At 66.1% G+C, this 17,393-nt stretch carries 6 protein-coding genes and 2 pseudogenes; 6 read left to right on the top strand and 2 right to left on the bottom strand.

Going from position 1 to position 17,393, the window contains the following annotated elements; all coding sequences use genetic code 11:
* Positions 1 to 634: 634 nt before the first annotated feature.
* The 6 genes from OHA19_RS01510 (at position 635) to OHA19_RS01485 (ending at position 14,835) form a co-directional block, all read left to right on the top strand.
* Complete coding sequence (locus tag OHA19_RS01510; protein WP_405720786.1) at positions 635 to 4,165, top strand: LamG domain-containing protein; 3,531 nt, start codon at positions 635 to 637, stop codon at positions 4,163 to 4,165.
* Between the two features lie 247 nt (positions 4,166 to 4,412).
* On the top strand, positions 4,413 to 10,823 hold the full coding sequence (locus tag OHA19_RS01505) for an RHS repeat-associated core domain-containing protein (protein ID WP_405722140.1): 6,411 nt from the start codon (positions 4,413 to 4,415) through the stop codon (positions 10,821 to 10,823).
* Positions 10,824 to 11,446: 623 nt separating this feature from the next.
* A complete protein-coding gene (locus tag OHA19_RS01500; RefSeq protein ID WP_405720789.1) occupies positions 11,447 to 11,614 on the top strand; it encodes a hypothetical protein in 168 nt (55 codons plus the stop codon).
* Positions 11,615 to 11,867: 253 nt separating this feature from the next.
* On the top strand, positions 11,868 to 12,746 hold the full coding sequence (locus tag OHA19_RS01495; protein ID WP_405722143.1) for an aminoglycoside phosphotransferase family protein: 879 nt from the start codon (positions 11,868 to 11,870) through the stop codon (positions 12,744 to 12,746).
* Positions 12,747 to 13,397: 651 nt separating this feature from the next.
* On the top strand, positions 13,398 to 14,603 hold the full coding sequence (locus OHA19_RS01490; protein WP_405720792.1) for a Mu transposase C-terminal domain-containing protein: 1,206 nt from the start codon (positions 13,398 to 13,400) through the stop codon (positions 14,601 to 14,603).
* Positions 14,593 to 14,835: a hypothetical protein gene (locus OHA19_RS01485; RefSeq protein ID WP_405720795.1), complete on the top strand. Its 243-nt coding sequence runs from the start codon at positions 14,593 to 14,595 to the stop codon at positions 14,833 to 14,835. Before OHA19_RS01490 ends, OHA19_RS01485 begins: the two co-directional genes overlap by 11 nt.
* Here OHA19_RS01485 and OHA19_RS01480 read toward each other — a convergent pair.
* Together OHA19_RS01480 and OHA19_RS01475 are read right to left on the bottom strand one after the other, a co-directional pair.
* A pseudogene (locus OHA19_RS01480) lies at positions 14,793 to 15,642 on the bottom strand (IS5 family transposase). The gene OHA19_RS01485 and the pseudogene OHA19_RS01480 overlap by 43 nt on opposite strands.
* A gap of 330 nt (positions 15,643 to 15,972) precedes the next feature.
* A pseudogene (locus tag OHA19_RS01475) lies at positions 15,973 to 17,172 on the bottom strand (IS4 family transposase); the annotation flags it as partial.
* Between the last annotated feature and the right edge of the window lie 221 nt (positions 17,173 to 17,393).

Below are 17,393 nucleotides of genomic sequence, written 5' to 3'. Positions count from 1 at the left end.
CGGGTGGCGTTCATCGACTGGAAGGCATGAGAGGGCGTTTGAAGTAGGCGGATTGCCCTTTCTGCTGGACGAGACCACACCCACCTGGCGAGGAACCTACTAGGGCATAAACGGCAATCCGCCTACTTCAAACGCCCTCTGAGGCCGACTTGTTGGGAAGCGAGAGGGCCGTCGTACGGAGCTGGCGCAGCGCGTCCCTGGCTCCCAGGAGTCACTCCCGCCGCACGGCCCGGTTCTGCTCCGAAATCTTCCGCGGGACCGCGGTCCCTCCTCCCCCGCCTGCACCAAGCCCGGGGGAGTCTCGCGCAGTTCGTCGCGATCTCTGCTGGGCGAAGTACGTCATTGTGATGCACGACACAGTTGACCGTCATGCTTGATCAACACATGATCCACACAGATTCTTTTAAAGAAAAACTAAGGGGATGGGTGGGGCGTGTTTACTCGGGATCGGAGGCACAGCTGGCGTCAGGCGGTGCGAAGTTGGGCCGTAGCTGTCGCACTTCTAGGGAGTGCGATTCCGGTGGTCGGGGTCGGAGCGACTCCGGCAATCGCTCATGACGGAGCGGCCTCGGCAGCGGTCGGCGGGGCTCCTGAGTCGAGGGCCAGTGTTCTCGCGGGGGAGACCGGTGAGCGAGTGGCCGTGGACGGGGCGACTACCGAATCGTCCCAGGTCTTCGCTAACCCGGACGGCACCTTCACGCAGGAAATGAACGCGGCTCCGGTCCGTGCCCGGAGGGACGACGGTACCTGGGCACCCATCGACACCACCCTCGTTCGCGAGACCAACGGCTCTGTGCGGGCGAAGAACACGACAGCTGGTCTCACCTTCTCCGGCGGCGGCAGCGGGGATGGACTGGTCACGCTGAAGGTTGAGGGACACGAGCTGCGGCTCGGCTGGCCCACTGCGCTCCCGGAGCCCCAACTCGACGGCGACGCCGTCACGTACGCCGGAGTCCTCCCGGACGTCGATCTGAAACTGACTGCGTTGAGCTCCGGCTACACCTCGGTGCTTGTGGTCAAGACCGCGGAGGCGGCGAAGAATCCGGCGCTCGCGACGATCAGGATGACAGTCTCCAGCAATGGCCTGGACATCGCCCCGACAGCTGATGGCGGTTTCGTCGCGCGCGACGGCGACGGCTCCCCGGTCTTCGAGAGCCCGGCAGGGCGGATGTGGGACTCGGCCGGTGACACCCCGGCAGCGGGCATCACCACGCAACTCGACCGCACCGTTTCAGCAGAGCCGGAGGGCAAGTCGCAGGTGACGGCTTCGGTCCCGTTGTCTGCCGCCGGGGGTGAGCCTGGACCTTCGGAGGGCCCCGGCAGTGGTGACGCGGCTGCCGAGCTCCCGCTCAAGCTCGCTGGCACCACACTGGAGATCACCCCTGATCCGGCCCTGCTCCGCGGCAAGGACACCGTCTTCCCGCTCTACATCGATCCGCCGACCAAGGGCATCGCGCTGGGCGACTGGACGGCCCTGGCCTCCAACGGCACCAAGTACTGGGAGTTTGACGGGGACAAAGGCGTGGGCCACTGCTCCAACTATGCCGGCTACCTCTGCTCCAACAGCCCGTACACCCAGCGCATGTATTTCGAGTACCCGCTCTCGTCGATCCACGGCAAGAAGATCCTGGACGCGACGCTGGAGGTGTATCAGCTGTGGACGTTCACCTGTGATCCGCACTGGTACGACCTGAGCCACGTCAACAAGGGCATCTCCTCCAGCACCACCTGGTCGACCCGCCCCGCCGCGGACGACCTGATGGGCAACCGGAACGTGGCCTACGGCCGGGGCAGCCTGTGCGACCCGTCGCAGCCGGCGAACTGGGTACGCTTCAGCGACAACGTGGGCGAGGAGACGAACGAAAACCTGACGACGACCCTCGCGTCCCACGCCGCCAACAAGTCGGCGCAGATCACCTTCTCGCTGACCGCACACGACGAGTCCGACGCCGCCGCCTGGGCACGGTTCCGCAACGACGCGAAGCTGTCGGTGACCTATGTCTCCTACCCGGACAAGCCGACCTCGTACGGCGTCCAGCAAGGCACCACCGGGCGGGCGTGCAACGCCTCCACGCTGCCCTTCGCCACCAGCGACACCACGCCGAAGATGCTGGCCACGGTGCAGTCGGCGGACGGCGCCAACGCCCAGGTGCGCGCCCTGTTCGAGGTATGGAAGGCCGACGGCTCCAGCCGAGCCTGGTACGCGGCCTCCCCGGACGGCGCCTGGGTGGCCGACAACGCTCCCCGCGACGCGACCTCCAGCGCCCTGCCGGCACAGACGGACTACCGGATGCGGGTCAAGACACAGGCGTACTACAAGACGGACCGGGGAGTCACCGGTGTCCTGGACTCGTCCTGGTCGTCCTGGTGCTACTTCCGGGTCGACACCGATTCGCCGCCACCTCCGGTGGTGACCAGCGCGGACGGCGTCTACAAGCCGGCCGAGACCGATCCAGCCGCCGGCGGGGTAGGCACGTCCGGCAAGTTCACCTTCACTCCCGCGGACACCAACCCCACCACGCCTGGCATCCAGTCGGACGTCGTCAGCTACAAGTGGAAGCTGAACAGCGGCGTAGTCTCCGCCCCGATCACCGTCGCCAAGGGCGCGGCCACCACTCAGACGATCACGCCGAACCAGGCCGGTGAGAACACCATCCAGGTCTGGGGCTTCGACGCGGCCGGACACAGCTCGCTCACCGGCTACTACAGCTTCCTGGTGAAGGGCGCCGAAAAGCCCTCGGGGATCTGGCACCTGGACAACGCCCTCACCGACGCCACCACCGCCACCCAGCACCCGCTGACCTCCTCGGGGGCCACCTGGGACACCCTGGCCCGCAGCGGCTCCGGCGCGGCGAAGCTCAACGGCACGAGCGCCTACCTCTCCACCCCCGGCGCGGTCCTGGACACCACCAAGTCCTTCTCCGTCTCGGCCTGGGCCCGCCTGGAGAAGAAGGACGTCAACTACACCGTTCTGTCCCAGGCGGGAACGAACGCCTCCGGGTTCCAGCTGTACTACTCCACGGCCGCCAACGCCTGGGTCTTCAACCGGCACCAGACAGACGTCTCGGGTCCGGCTATCACTCGCTCGATCGGAGCGAAACCGCCGGTTCTGAACGCCTGGACCCATCTAGCCGGTGTCTACAACGCGGCGTCGCAGACGATCCAGCTCTACGTCAACGGCGTCCCACAGGGCGAGCCGGTGCCGTTCACGGTGACCCCGTGGAAGGCGTCCGGCGGACTGCAGGTCGGCCGCCTGTGGGCCTCGGCGACCGGCAAGGAGAACTTCGCCGGCACCATCGACGAGGTCAAGGTCTGGTCTCGCACGCTGGCGGACACCGAGGTCGCCCATGACGCCTGGCTGGAGGACGAGGACATCAGCGACGGCACCGCCGGCGACCCGGTCCCGGCGCTCGTCGCCAAGTGGGACGCCACCGACATGGCCAACGCCACCGGCACCACGGTGAAGGACACCAGCGGCTTCGGCCGGAACCTGACACTCAACGGGGCCGCGCTCACCAAGTTCACCACCGGAGACCCGGATATCGGCGAAGAGGTCACGACCACGCAGTCGATGACCCTGAACGGCACCAGCGCCTACGCCACCGCCACCGGCCCGCTCCTCGACGACTCCGGTTCGTTCACCGCGACCGCCTGGGTGACGCTGGACCCGGCCAAGCTCGCAGACACCACCAAGTCATACGCGGTGCAGGTGTTCGGCCAGTCGGGGACGAGCCAGTCCTCCTGGGGCGTCTGGTACGAGCAGCCGGCCGGCAGCACCCAAGGGCGGTGGACGTTCGGCCGTCCCGACAAGGACGGCACCGGAGCCGCCTGGACCGAGAGTGAATCCACCGCATTCACCACCGCTCAGCTGGGAGTGCCCGTCATGCTGAGCGTCGTCTACGACGCCCAGGCGGCAGCCGACCCCGAGGACACCTCCAAACTCGGTGCGCTCAGGCTGTACGTCGACAGCGCATTGATGGGCGACGAGGACGGCGTGCCGTACACCACTTCCTGGCAGGGCGGCGGAACGTTCGAGATCGGCCGGGCGAAGATCAACGGCGCCGCCGCGCGCTACTTCCCCGGAAAGATCGACAGCGTCCGCGTCTGGGCCGGAGCCACCTCCACCGACACCATCGCCAACCGGCACAACATCGAGCAGCGGTAGAAGCGAGGCCGGTCGGAGTGCTCACGCTACTGCGCGAGCACTCCGACCAGTTCAGGCCCGGGTGCTGCTGATGCCGCCCGGGCCGTCTCGCACTTCTCCAAGCCTTCCGTAGCACGCGCGTCTTGACGGGCGCGCGTGCTAAAGCAGCGCTCGCGGCGCCGATGCCGGAGCGTTTCCCGCCCACCATCGAACACGGAGAGTAACTGTGTCCTCGCCACCCTTCCGTAAGCGCTTGCCAGGGGCGTTCATACGCCGCTGGCTCGGCCGCGGTGCCCTCGTCGTCTCCCTCTCTGTCCTTCCGCAAGTTGTGATTCCCTCGGGGTACGACTTCGCCGCCCAGGCCCAGACCGCGACAGCCCGAAAGCAGCTGGAGGACCGGCCTAAGGCGAAGATCGACAAGGTAGGCAGGCTCAAGCCCGGCACGTCCAAGGCCCCGAAGGACAAGGCCGCCTCCGCCTCGGGCAAGACCCGCGCGCGGCTCAACAGTGCCGCGTGGCCGGAGGCTGGAAAGGCCACCGCGAAGATCCCCGCGACCAGCAAGGGGACCGCTATCACAGTCGGCGGACTCGACGTGTACCTGGCCCAGGAGCCCACAGCCCCGGCAGCCAAGTCGGCCAAGTCGGCCAAGTCGGCCAAGACTAAGGCGGAGGCTACCGGTCCCGCCGAAGAAGTGGCGCTCAGGGTCCACTCCCAAGCCGCCGCTAAGAAGGCAGGTGTCAACGGGATCCTGCTCACCGTTGATCCCTCCGAAGGCGCTGCCGGAGATACCGACAGGCTCCGGGTATCTCTGGACTACTCCACCTTCAACGACGTCTACGGCGGCAACTTCGGCCCCCGCCTGCGCCTGGTGACACTCCCGGCATGTGCACTGACCACCCCCGAGAAGGAGTCCTGCCGCACTCAGCAGCCAGTATCCGGCGCGAGCAACGACACCGGATCGCAGACACTGACAGGTACCGTCTCCGCCCGCGCACTCGCATCCGGCACCCCGATGCTGCTGGCCGCAGCAGCCGGCAGCTCCGGCAGTGGAGGTGACTACGCCTCCACCCCGCTGTCCCCGACCGCCACCTGGGAGGCCGGCGGCAACACGGGTGACTTCACCTGGAACTACCCGCTACGGGTTCCCCCGGCCACGGCCGGCCCGTCCCCGAACCTGTCCATCTCCTACAACTCCGCATCCGTGGACGGCCGCACGGCCGGGGAGAACAACCAGACCTCGGTGATCGGTGAAGGCTTCTCGATCACTGAGTCCTACATCGAGCGCAAGTACGCCTCCTGCAAGGACGACGGTCACTCCGGCAAGGGGGACCTGTGCTGGAAGTATGCCAACGCCACCCTGGTTCTCAACGGCAAGGCCGTCGAGCTGGTCAACGCCTGTACGGACAAGGCGGCCTGCGACACCGCAGCCCTATCCCAGGCGTCCGGCGGCACGTGGAAGCTGAAGAACGAGGACGGCACCCGTGTCGAGCACCTGACCGGCGCCACCGGCAACGGCGACGACAACACCGAGTACTGGAGGGTCACGGACGCGTCCGGCATCCAGTACTTCTTCGGCCAGCACCGGCTGCCCGGCTGGAGCGACAAGGGCACCACCGACAGCACCGACGACGACCCGGTCACCAACTCCGTGTGGACCGTCCCGGTCTTCGGCGACGACTCCGGAGAGCCCTGCTACAAGTCCACCGGCTTCGCCGACTCCTCCTGCAACCAGGCATGGCGCTGGAACCTGGACTACGTCGTCGACACACACGGCAACGCTTCCACCTACTGGTACAGCAAGGAGACGAACTACTACTCCAAGAACGCCGACACCGCCGTCAACGGGACCGGCTACACCCGCGGCGGCTACCTCAACCGCATCGACTACGGCCTGCGCAGCGACCTGATCTACACCAAACCCGCCGCCCAGCAGGTCGGCTTCACCCACGCCGAGCGCTGCGTCACCTCAGGCGGCTGCTCCAGTCTGACCAAGGACACCAAGGCTAACTGGCCCGACGTGCCCTTCGACATGATCTGCGCGGCCAATACCAAGTGCACCACCCAGATTGGTCCGTCCTTCTTCACGCGCAAGCGCCTTACTGACATCACCACCTCCGTGTGGACCGGCACCGGCACCACCCAGCGGGACGTTGACACCTGGCACTTGGAACAGGACTTCCCTGACACTGGTGACGCCTCCTCGGCGAGCCTGTGGCTGAAGTCCATCCAGAACACCGGCAAGGCCAATACCACCACGGCCGCCATGCCGCCGGTCACCTTCGGCGGCGCCCAGCTGCCCAACCACGTCGAGGGCAGCGGCCCGGACACCCTGCGCTACATCAAGTGGCGCGTGCGCACCATCAAGTCCGAGACCGGCTCCACACTCACCGTCAACTACTCCGACCCCGACTGCGTCTGGGGCACCAGCATGCCGGCGGACGTCGACAAGAACATCCGCCGCTGCTACCCGGTCAAGTGGTCTCAGTCCGGAGCCGAGCCGGTCACCGACTGGTTCCACAAGTACGTGGTCACCTCCGTCTTCCAGGACGACCCGTACGGCCACGGCGACACAGGCGAGACGTACTACGACTACAAGGACGGCGCCGGCTGGGCCTACGCCGACGACGAGGGCCTGACCAAGCCGTCCAACCGCACCTGGTCGCAATGGCGCGGCTACGGCAAGGTCGTGCAGACCTCCGGCGACTCCGAGGGGCCGCGCAGCAAGAAACTGACGCTCTACATGCGCGGCCTGAACGGCGAGAAGGAACTCGACGGCACCGCACGCGTGGAAAAGGTCACCGACTCCACCGGCACCGCAATCGACGACTCCCGTCAGTACGCCGGCTTCGTCCGCGAAACCATCGCCTACAACGGCACCGAAGAAGTCAGCGGCACTATCAACACTCCCTGGTCCCACAAGACCGGCAGCCACAGCTACGACTGGGGTACCACCGACGCGTGGATCGTCCAGCCCGGGGAGGTGAGCACCCGCACGACCACCCCGGGGGGCTCCCGCACCGTGCGGCAGAAGAGCACGTACGACACCACGTACGGCTTGCCGCTCACGCTGGACGACAGTGGCGACATCTCCAAGAGCGGCGACGAGACCTGTACGCGTAAGACGTATGTCCGGAACACCTCGGCCTGGCTGGTCTCGCTCACCTCTCGCGTTGAGACGTACAGTGTTCCGTGCGCGAGTACGCCGTCGGTGCCCAAGGACGTGGTCTCCGACGTCACCACGGCCTATGACCAGCAGGCCGTCGGAGTGGCGCCCCTCAAGGGCGACCCCACAGCCTCGTACCGGGTCGCGAGCTATAGCGACGCCGACAAGAAGCCTGTTTACCAGCAGGTCTCCCGGTCCACATATGACAAACTGGGCCGTCCGTCCACCGCGACCAACGCCCTCGATCGTACGACCAGGACCACGTACGTCCCCGATGACGCCGGCTACGGTCCGCTGACGTCGAGGACCACCACCGACCCGAAGCTCTACACCACCACCGACACGGTGGACCCCGCCTGGGGCGTGACTACCAAGTCCACCGACGCCAATGGCAATGTCACAGAGTGGGACCTCGATGCACTGGGTCGGCTGCGGTCGGTGTGGAAGCCTGACCGTTCTCGCGGACTGAATGACGCTGCCAGCATCGTCTACACGTACAGCGTCAACAACAACAAGGAGACCTGGATACGCACCGACGCCCTCAAGGCGGACGGGAAGACCTACAACAGCTCGTACGAGATCTTCGACGGCATGCTTCGGTCCCGGCAGAAGCAGACCCCCGCGCCGAACGGCGGCCGGGTGATCTCCGAGACGCTCTACGACGACCGGGGCCTCGCCTACCTCACCAACGAGCAGATACACGACAACAATGAGCCCTCGGGAGTCCTGGCCAATACCTTCCCCGGCTCCGTTCCCGCCTCCACCGAGACCGTGTTCGATGCTGCGGGCCGAGCTACCGCATCCGTTTTCAGGGTCTACAACCAGGAGAAATGGCGCACGAAGACGGACGAGCAAGGCGACCGCACCGCTGTCACCGCTGCCGTCGGAGGCACAGGCACCTTGACTCTCACCGACGTCAAGGGCCGTGTCACGGAACGCCGCGAGTACAACGGGCCGGTCCCGAGTGGCAGTGACTACACTCGCACCCTCTTCACGTACACACCTGGCGGCCAGATCAGCAAGATGACCGGTCCGGACGACGCCGTGTGGTCGTACGGCTACGACGTGCGCGGACGCCAGGAGTACGCGATAGACCCCGACAAGGGGCGTACCGACACCACGTACAACGACGCCGATCAGCCGGTGACGGTCACCACCACCCTCAACGGCGTTTCGCGAACCCTGATTACCGATTACGACGAGCTCGGCCGTAAGACCGGTACCTGGGACGGGGTGAAAGACAGCGCCCACCAGCTGACGAAGTTCACCTTCGACTCCCTGGCCAAGGGCCAGCCGAGTGCCTCGATCCGGTACGTCGGCGGTACCGCCGGCAAGATCTACTCGCAGACCGTCACCGGCTACGACGCCCTCGGTCGCGCCAAGGGCACCAAAACCGTCATCGCCGCCAGCGACCCATTGGTCGTGGCAGGTGCGCCGCAGACGTTCACTCAGACCACGGCGTACAACATCGACGGCACCGTACAGTCCGCTTCGATGCCGGCCCTCGCTGACCTGCCTGCCGAAACTGTGACCAACAGCTACAACGGCCTCGGCATGCTCACCGGCACCGACGGCATGACCGACTACGTCCAGAACATCGGCTACTCCCCGTACGGCGAGATCGAAGAGACCCGCCTGGGCACCTCCACCGGCGCAAAGCAGCTCCAGATACTCAACCGCTACGAGGACGGCACCCGCCGCCTGGCCAACACCCACACCGTCGACCAGACCAACACCGGCAACACCAGCGACGCCAACTACATCTACGACGCCTCCGGCAACATCAAGTCGATCACCGACAACGCCAACGGCAAGGACACCCAGTGCTTCGCCTACGACGGCTACCGCCGTCTGACCGAAGCCTGGACCCCCTCCTCCAACGACTGCACCACCACCCGCGCGACGTCCACCCTTGGCGGGCCGGCCCCGTACTGGACCAGCTGGACCTACAAGCCCGGCGGCCTGCGCGACACCCAGACCGAGCACAAGGCCACCGGCGACACCAAGACCGGCTACGGCTACCCTGCCGTCAACGCCTCAGGCACCGGCCAGCCCCACACCCTGACCTCAGTCACCGTCAACGGCGGCACCGCCAAGACCTACACCTACGACGAGCACGGCAACACCGCAAAGCGCTACGGCCCCACCGGAACCGCGCAGAGTCTCACCTGGGACATTGAAGGAGAACTCACCCGACTCACCGAAGGCACCAAGAGCACCGACTACCTCTACGACGCCAACGGGGAACTCCTGATCCGCCGCGGCCCCGTCAAGACCGTGCTTTACCTGGGCGGTCAGGAACTCCACTACGACACGGCCGCCAAGAAGTTCACCGCCCAGCGTTACTATTCGGCCGGCGACGCCACCGCCGTCCGCAGCGAGGCTGGCCTGTCTTGGATGGTCGACGACCACCACGGCACCGCCTCAATGACGGTGGACGCCACCTCCCAGGCCGTCACCCGCCGCTATACGAAGCCCTTCGGCGAGAGCCGCGGCACGACACCGTCGGCCTGGCCGGACGACAAGGGCTTCCTGGGCAAGGCTGCGGACGTCAGTACTGGACTCGTCCATGTCGGGGCGCGTGAATACGACCCGACCACTGGACGCTTCCTCTCAGTGGACCCCGTCATAGCCCCCGAGGACCACGAGTCCCTCAACGGGTACGCGTACGCCAACAACACCCCGGTCACGAAGTCCGACCCGAGCGGTGAGCGCCCTATTACGGCCTGCGAGCGCGGGTGCAGCGATGGCAAGGGCGGCTCCTACCGCGACTACTTGGAGCCGGGCCCCAACGGTACCTGGGCCTACCACTCCACCCAGACCTACACGCTGCCCGCCCCCTTCAAGGGCTTCAGCGGCGCCAGCGGGATCCTCACCATCACCGTGAAAAACGATGGTGGGAAAGTCTCCCAGAAAATCACCTACAAGAAGGGCCCTGAGCCCAAGCCCGAGCTCAAGAAGGGTGAGGACCTATTCGCCCAGATCGAAAGCTACATGTACGACGAGTTGGCCCGTAATGCACGGTCCAACGATGTCAAATCAATCCAGGGTCTGCTGCGACCTCACGCTTGGTACGATTACCTGGGCGGTCGGGACATGGGGAAGGACTCGGTGGCGGCCTTGGCTATGTGGAGCGCCAAGGTCTGCCCCAAGGTATGCGAATGGGACCACAAGCCGAAACTGGATAAAAAGTTCAACCTTTCCAAGAACGGCTATTTCACCGACGTCCCGGGCACTGACTACCAGGTCTTCTACGACATGTGGTCGAACGTCCACTATGGATATGTCGGCCGGGCCGCCGGCATCGACTCCAAGGCTCTCATCGAAGGGGCCTCCATCTCTGATCCAATCCTCGTTGGTGAAGATGACCCGGGTGACCACATGACGATGCAGGCAGGAGTCGATCTCTTCGATCAGTATGGCCTTGGATTGACCCGTCAGCAGTTCCGCACCTCCATCGTCGACCTGGTGGGGAAGATGCATGAAAAGGGGACGAACCAGGTGAAGAAAAAGTAATGAGACACCTGCCCGGCCCGTTTGTCACGGGTCGGGCAGGTGCCGCCGGTCAGGGTACCTTTACTGGGCGGTAAAGTGGCGATTATGCGGCTGAGGATTTTTCCGGAGTCAAGAATCTTGGGGGAATGTATGGGCGGGCGACGGCTTTACGGATGCCTTGGGGCGGCAGTGGGGCTCGGCCTCGCGGTATTTGCTGCAATGCTTCTCGGTAGAGCGTTGAGTGCGTGCGACGCAGGCGTCAACAATACGGCGAACGGCACTTTTCTCCTCTTCCTTTTCATTCCGTGCCTCTGGGGCCTTCTGGTCTTGAGTTGGGTAGTGGTGGGAGTTTTTCTGGGGAAACGACCACTCTTCCATGTTGTTGCCCTCATAGTGATACTCTTTGTCCTGTGCTGGTGTTCTCTCTCCCTTTTCTGGAGCGGTGCCACGTACGAATGTCCCAGCGGTGTGCCCTCGTGGTGGCCGGCCTTCCTCCCCGCTCCCGGGTTCTGAGCCGAGTTTGACGCAAGCTTCGTGTGGGGTGACCAGTCGGCTCGGCGGCTGACGCGGGAAGGCTCGCCGCTAATTTGCCGACACGTGGCCCGCCCTACGTCACCGGCCCGAGAATCTCGTTGGCGAGTGCGATGATCCGCAAGGAGGATCGCTTGCCCTGTACCTCGATGGCGGTGGCCGACGTGGTGATCGGTGCTGTTTTGTCGGTGGGTGTTCGTCATCGTTTTGTCAGTGGATTGGTGGTGTTCCTGGATGATGATGCGGGGTGCTGGGTTCTGACAGCGGATGCCGATGAGTGACTGTCGTTTTTGCGGGGTGTGGTAGTCGGTTTGCTGCTGATCGCTATCAGGGTGGGGTGTTTATGCTGGTCAGCGGGGTGGTGTGGCCGGGGGATCCTTCCCAGTGAAGGCTGAGCGATTCTCGCCGAAGGGCTGGGTGACTGCTCTGGTCCGATTCGCTCGTCGGCTTGCGGTCGCAGCGAGTGGTGGGAAAGCGTTGGACAAAGATCGCGCGAGCGGCAGACTGACCCGTGTGAAACGACTGCTGGTGGACGTGGAGAGCGTCACTGCTCGGTTGGTACGTCGATTCGGTCCCCAGGTTGCCGAGTGGTGCGCCGGCACGCCGGGTCTCACCGCGCGGCTGACGTCCCAGTGGGGACTTTCGCTCGGTGAGCCCCTCCAGGACGGTGCTTCGTCGGTCGCGTTGCGGTGCCGTTGGCCCGATGGCACGCCTGCGGTGCTGAAGATCAGTCCGGAGCGGGCACTTCTGGCCGAGCAGGCCGGAATGCTGGGGTGGTTCGCTGCCTCGGGCCGGGTGCCCTCTGTGCTGGCCGTCGACGAGGAGGCGGGCGCGATGGTGTTGGAGGAGGTCGTGCCCGGAACGCCGGCGGAGGACATGCCTGCTGCTTCGCTTCCGGGACAGTGGTCGGATCTGCTCGCCGCTTTGCACGGGGTCGCTCTGCCTCCGCTGCCGACGCGTGTGTTGCGTGGGCGGTGCGAGGAGGCCTTCGCCCGGGTGGGCAGGCGGCTGTCCGAGCCTGCGATCAGTGCACGGATGGACGTCACCGCGTGGGACAGGGCCATCCAACGGTGCGAGCGGCTGCTGGACACGGAAGCGACCACCGTGCTGCTCCACGGAGACCTGCACCTGGGCAACGTGCTCGACGGCGGCGCGGAGCGCGGCCTCATGGCCATCGACCCGAAAGCATGTGTCGGTGATCCGTGCTTCGACGCTGTGGACTACGTCGTGGCCGGCGCCGGGCTCGAGGGCGTCGAGACCCGCTGCGCGCGCGTGGCGGCGGCGTGCGGGCTCGATGGCGACCGGCTCCACGCCTGGAGCCGGGTGATCGCGCCGTTCGCGGCTATCGCCCACCTCGGTAGCGGTGGTGAGGAGCCGGTGATTGTGAGGTGTGGGGTGGGTGTCATTGGTTGATTCGGGTGGGTGTCACTGTGGTTGAGGGCCTGGCAGGGCCCTCTTTTTGTTGTGTGGGGTTGTGTCAGGAGTCCGTATCTCGCGGTGTCGGGTGGTCGTGCTGTCCGGTGTCGTGGTGTCCGTACGTCCTTGGTCGGGTAGGGGTGTAGCAGGCAGGGGTGGGGCGGGGGAGTGGTTTTCGGGGTGGTTCATCAGCTCGGGGGTGGGGAAGCGTTTTTGCGTTTTGGCTGGTGACGCGTCTGGTCCGTAGCGTCCGGGGTTGTGACGGACGAGGGTGACGGCGCGGTTGGAGCGTCGCTGGCTGATCGGCGTGAGCTGGTGCGTGCTGTGGCGGTGCGCAGGCTCCAGCAGCGGCGCATGGAGGGGGAGTTGACGACGGCGCATGTCCGTCTGGTTGCTTCGTCGCTGGGTGTGAGTGTGCGGACGGTGTGGCGGTGGCTGGCGCGGGCCGATCAGACCGGGTCAGCTGAACCAGTGCCTCGCGCCCGCTTCGAGGTTACGGACGAGGTCGTCTCGGTTCTTGCGGACTGCCTGGGGAATGTGAAGCGGGCGCACGAGGAACTGGCCCGCAGGGCCCGTGCGGCGGGGGAGAGGCCACTGGGACTGAGCACGCTGCATGATGCGATCCGCCGGGATCTCACCCCGGGGTTCATGGCCGGGCTGCGCGAGGGCATCCCGGCGGCCCGTGGGTTCGATCCGGCGTTCAAACGGCCAGTGGTCCACCGTAACGAGGTGTGGGAGGCCGATCACCAGCATGTGCCGGTGCGCGTCGTGATGCCCGACGGTTCCCTGTCGCGGGTGTGGGTGACCTGGTACGAGGACCGGGCGACGTCCATGGTGATGGGCTGGGCGGTCACCGCGTCCAGCGCGCACCGGGACTCCGTCCTGGCCGCTTTGCGCTCGGCGGTGTTGACCGGCGGCGACTACGGTCCGGCCGGCGGGCTGCCGGCGCTGGTACGGATCGACGGTGGCGCGGACTTCGTGTCCAAGGCTGTCAGGGACGCGTTCGGCGCGCTCGGTGTACCGCTGCAGCGGGTCTTCACGCCTCGGCACAAGGGCGGCGTGGAACGCCTGAACCGGACCGCGGTGAGCAGGTTCTTCGCTGACCTGCCCCGCTACACCAAGGCCCCGCTCCTCGATCACCGGCGGCGGGCCGGCCAGGATGACCCGCCGCTTACCTATGAGGCGTTCGTTTCGTTGCTGCGTGAGTGGGTCGAGCGGCACAACACCGTGGACGTCGTGGCGCGTACGGGGATGACGCCGCTTCAAGCCTGGCAGGCCGACACGACTCCGTTGCGTGAGGTCAGCGCGCCTGATCTGCGCGCCTACATGATGTCCGGTGACGACCACCCGAGGAAGATCACCAGTCATGGGGTGCAGTTCCACGGCCGTTTCTACATGCCTGAGGACGGCGTGGGCAGGGTCGGTACCCGGGTGAGGGTGCGGTTCATGCCGCATCACGCCCACGAGATCGATCTGTACACCGCTGCCGGTAACCGCTATCTCGGCCGGGCGGTCCTCGCGGACGAGGCGAGCGAGGACGAGCGCCGCGCCGTCCTCAAGTCTCGCTCGGCCAGGGACCGCGAGTTGCGCCGGGCCCTCAAAAGTTCCGCGGCTGGCCGCAGGGACCGGTTCGCCGCCTCCACTCAAGCAGGCCCGCCCGAGCGGCTGCCCCGTATGACGTCGGCCCAGGCAGCGAAGGAACTCAAGGGCGCAGGCCAAGGCCCAATCCCTGCCCCGCGCCAGCGGGCTACCGAGCGCTATACCCCGCGTCTGGGCCCTGCCCCGGGCTGGGCCGTTCCCGACGTGCCGTCTCTGACAAAGATTCCCCGAAGAGGAGCAAACCATGACGAGTGAAGTGCTGACCGCTGCGTGGGAGCCGGGGGACATGGAGCCGGAGTTCTTCCTCGACGTCCCCGGCGCGCGTCTGGTGACCACCGATGTCCTGCTCCAGGTCCAGGACACGATCGCCGAGACGATCGAGGCGAGGGCGATGTCGCTGATCTACGGCGAGTCCGGTCTAGGTAAGACCCACCGGCAAATGGATCATTTGAGGCGTCGGGTGGTGGGGCGGCCGTCCCAGCGGTAGCGGCTCGTCGAGCGTCGAATGAGCATGCGGAGCGTGACGAGTGCGGCGGCGAGGTAGAGGTAGAAGTCCACGACATCGCCGCTCCTCTCGGTGCAGCGCCGCAGCTTGCCGTAGTCGTTCATCCACGAGTGTGTGCGCTCCACCACCCAGCGCTTGCCGGCCTGGATCGGGGCGGGCACGCCTTTGCGGGCGATCTCGGCCGAGAATCCCAACTCGCCGATCAACACACGTGACTTGGTGCTGTCGTACCCGCGGTCGAGGTTGACGTTGACAGCCTCCGGCATCGCACCAGCCTGCTCTTTGGCCGCTGCCAGGGTGGGGCCGAGCAGCGGCGAGTCGTGCCGGTTCGCCCCGGCGGATACGATCCCGAGTGGAACCCCGCACGCGTCGGAGGCGACCGAGCGCTTCAGTCCTTGCTTGCCCCGGTCGACAGGCGAGCGCCCCGCTTTCTCCGCCGCACGGCGCCTTGGTGATGCAGCCGTCGACCGAGATTTCATCGAGGTCAAGGCCGATCATGCGGTCGTACGCCTCCAGGGCGATCCGGTGCAGCGCTTGTGAGATCCCCATCTGAGCCCACAGCTTGACGCGGCGTCGGATCGTGCGGTCGGAGCATCCGGGCGAGGAGATGCGCTCGTATCCGGAGCCGTGGACCAGCGCTTGGACGACGTGGTCGAACACGACGCGGTCCGGTATACGCCACCGATGGCAGCCGAGCGGATGGTCGGGGTCAAACTCGGCCCGATCGGGCAGCAGGGCCCTGAACTGGTCCCAGGCGGGTTCAAGCAGGCATGATGGCAGCGCGGGCACAGTCGTCCTTCGCGGTCACAGAGCGTAAAAAACTCCATGATCACGCGGGCCTGTGCCCGTTCTGCTGCCACCCCTCATCGCGACCGTGCTCCACCACCTACTGCCGGTCGGTCTAAGCCTCAATACCGTTCAGTTAGTGGCTTGGATGGTGATGTGGGGGCTGTGTTTGGGCTGGGGCCAGTGTGTGTGGTGGGAGCGTTTCGCGGCCCATTTCAGGACTTTGCGTTTGACGACTCGGGGGTGTGAGCGTTTTCGGCGTGTTGGGTTGAGGTGTTGGGTGAGCCATCGGATGGCGTGATGCCAGATCGCGTCGGCTGCGTCAGCGCCCGGAGGGGGAAATGCGCTCTGCGCGACTGAACGGCGAGCGATGCGGAGGGCTTTGACGAAGGAAACTCTGTCGGGGTCGTGGCCGGAGAGTGCGGCAGTGTCGGCCATCAGGGTGCGGATGGCGTAGTGGCAGCACAGGTGTCCCCAGATTTCTTGCTGGACAAGGTCGGGGGCTTTCGAGCGCAGTACCGCGCGGGGCCCGCGCTGGTGGGTTTTCAGCTCGTCGAAGGTGGTCTCGATCTCCCACCGTTGGGCGTAGGCGGCTGCGAGGTCCTCGGCGCCGGCCTCGGCAGGGTCGAGGATCGTGGTCAACAGCCGGTACTCCTCGGCGTTGTCCCGGCCGTCATCGACCGTGTAGTCGATCACTCTGACCGTGAGCGGCTCCGTCGTGGCCCGGTTCGTGCCCGACGTCGGGACGATCCGGGCCAGCCAGGACCCATCGGCCAGGGTTTCCAGATACCGGGGCCGCAGGTTCGTCTTCACTCGCCAGAGCAGATCCGCACCCGTGGCCGCGGCCTGCTGCCAGAGGCGGAACCCGTAGAAGCCCCGGTCTGCCAGGACCAGCTGGCCCGGCTCCAGCCGCCCGACGAGCTGCCGGGACAACTCGATCTCCGACACGCTGCACGGGCCGGTGGCAGCGTCGAAGACCACATGGGTGCCGCATTCCGCCAATGCCACCAGGCGGGCCTGCGGAAACGCGGCCCGCTCCCCCCGGCTGGAAGCGGGCCGCCCGAAGAACTCCGCGTTGGCTGCCGTGTCTGCCACATCCAGGCACGTCCCGTCGATCGCCACCAGGCGACGCCCGGCCAGCCACGACCCCGGCGTGCCAGGCCCCGCCAGCGGACGCGCAACCCGAGCGAAGAGATCCCGCACCGGCTCGAACCCCAGACGAGACCTGGCCTGGAAGATCGCCGACTTCGAGGGCGGCGTGAACGACTCCGACCACCCCGACGCCCACGACAGCCCGTCCGTGAGCTGCGCGAACACATCCTCGTAGGAGCCATCCGAATACAGCGCCATCCCGATCGAGAAGTACGCCATCACCCGTGCGGGCAACGACCGGTGACGCCGCTCGGTACGCCCCGCCTCCTCGATCACCGCGTCAACCACATCCGCGGGAAACACCCGCGTCAGCAACCCCACAGACACCAAATCCGACAACCGGACATCAGACGACGGCTTCACCCAACCAGAACGCGGCATCCCCCACGATAACCCAGAAGCACTTAACTGAACGGTATTGAGGCTAAGGCTTAGGGTGCGTATTGAGTCGTGATCATTGGGTGGTCCGGTTGAGGATCAAGCTCTCCTGATACGGCGCCTCTGCGCGTTCTGGTCCGCACCCCCAGTCGCACGCATGGCGGGCACCTCTGCAAAGATCGGCTTGAAGGCGGCCACCGATCATCGGGGCCGACCTACGAGAG

Origin of the sequence: Streptomyces sp. NBC_00012 (assembly GCF_045040875.1) — a bacterium.
Classification (GTDB): domain Bacteria; phylum Actinomycetota; class Actinomycetes; order Streptomycetales; family Streptomycetaceae; genus Streptomyces.
This window is presented reverse-complemented; position numbering and strand designations above follow the sequence as displayed.